We start from the raw sequence: 1,636 nt of genomic DNA on the forward strand, positions 1-1,636 counted from the left end.
GGCGGGGCCGGGTCGCCAGCACCGACCGGGAGACGATCAGGGAGATGGATCTTCTTCCGGACGGGTCGCGCGCCCGCCGCGGCATCCGGCGGCTAGACTCCGACACGTCGTAGAACCACGCCGCGAAGCCCCGGCACTCCCGGGGCCCCGAGTCCGGGCGGGTGGCCTGTGTCCCCGCCGATCGCGAGGTCGTCCTGTCCGCCCTGGCCGCGTCCACGCCGGTAGCCAGCCTGCCGAAGCCGCCCATGCCCGCGCAGCCGGCCGCCGGCGGGCGTGGCGGGCCGACCGGTCCGACCGGTCCGAGCGGCTCGCCCGACCCGGGCGAGCCGGGCAGGTCGACGAGGTCCCGGCGTCCGGTCGGGGCGCTCGCGCGCTCCTACGTCGCCCTGACCAAGCCGCGGATCATCGAGCAGCTTCTGATCACGACCATCCCGGTCATGCTGCTGGCCGAGCACGGGCTGCCCTCGCCGTGGCTGATACTCGCGACGCTGGTCGGCGGGACGTTCGCGGCGGGCAGCGCCAACACGTTCAACTGCTACATCGACCGCGACATCGACCAGGTGATGGCCCGCACCCGCACCCGGCCGCTGGTGCGGGCGAACGTCACGCCCGCGGAGGCGCTGCGCTTCGGCTTCCTGTTGGGTGTCGCCGCGACTCTGCTGTTCGGTTTCGCGGTCAACTGGCCGTCGGCGCTGCTCGCCGACGCGGCGATTGCGTTCTATGTCTTCGTCTACACCCTCGGACTCAAGCGCCGTAGCCCGTCCAACATCGTCATCGGTGGCGCGGCCGGCTGTTTCCCGGTGCTCATCGGCTGGTCCGCGGTGACCGGCACGATCGGCTGGCCCGCCGTCCTGCTCTTCGCGGTCATCTTCTTCTGGACCCCGCCGCACTTCTGGGCGCTGGCCATCAAGTACCGGGACGACTACGCCGCCGCCGGGATCCCGATGCTGCCGGTAGTGGCCTCTCCGACGGTGGTCGCCAGGCGGATACTCGGCTACTCGTACGTGATGGTCGCCACGTCCCTGCTGCTCGTCCCGGTCGCGGACACGGGATGGCCCTACCTGGTCGTGGCCGCGCTGCTCGGCGGATGGTTCCTGGTCGAGGCGCACCGGCTGGTCCACTCCGTCCGCCGCGGCGGGCAGATCCGCCCCATGCGGCTGTTCCATCTGTCCATCACCTACCTGACACTCCTGTTCGCCGCGGTGGCCCTGGCCGCCCTGTGGCACCCGTAGGCGAAAGCCGTCTACCTGCCGTCCGCTGGCCCGACCCGCTGAGCTCGGGCGGACAGATTCCGCCTGACGGAGCCCGCAACGGAACCGCTGCCCGGGGAACCGCTGCCCGGCCTCCGCGGTCGTCCAGGTGGGAACCGTCGCTGGGACCACCTACAGGTGAGCGGGAGGCAGACAACCGTAGGTCGTTTCCGTTGCCCTGACGACGGTTTTCACCTACGGCAGCGGATGGCGTAGGTGAAAACCGTCATCATCGTGACGGAAACCACCTACAGGCACAGGCCGTGAGGTACGGGCGCGGGCGGCTGGAGTGGGGTTACAGCGGGGCTTTCGACCGGTGCTGGTCGGCGGTGCCAGCGGCGTCACCGCTGGTGGGGTCGTCGGCGGCGGGGGCGCCGGCGGTGGGG

At 71.4% G+C, this 1,636-nt stretch carries 1 protein-coding gene; it reads left to right on the forward strand.

The genetic code is table 11. From position 1 onward, the window contains the following. Nucleotides 1-245: 245 nt before the first annotated feature. Nucleotides 246-1,232, forward strand: a complete 987-nt coding sequence (locus CM1CMNOD_RS07740) for a heme o synthase (protein ID WP_083828459.1) — start codon at nucleotides 246-248, stop codon at nucleotides 1,230-1,232. Nucleotides 1,233-1,636 lie beyond the last annotated feature (404 nt).

It is taken from the genome of Protofrankia symbiont of Coriaria myrtifolia (assembly GCF_900634755.1).
GTDB classification, from domain to species: domain Bacteria; phylum Actinomycetota; class Actinomycetes; order Frankiales; family Frankiaceae; genus Protofrankia; species Protofrankia coriariae.

Bases quoted from the DNA above. Each gene is read 5' to 3' on its own strand.
- CM1CMNOD_RS07740 (WP_083828459.1), top strand. From the start codon at position 246: ATGCCCGCGCAGCCGGCCGCCGGCGGGCGTGGCGGGCCGACCGGTCCG.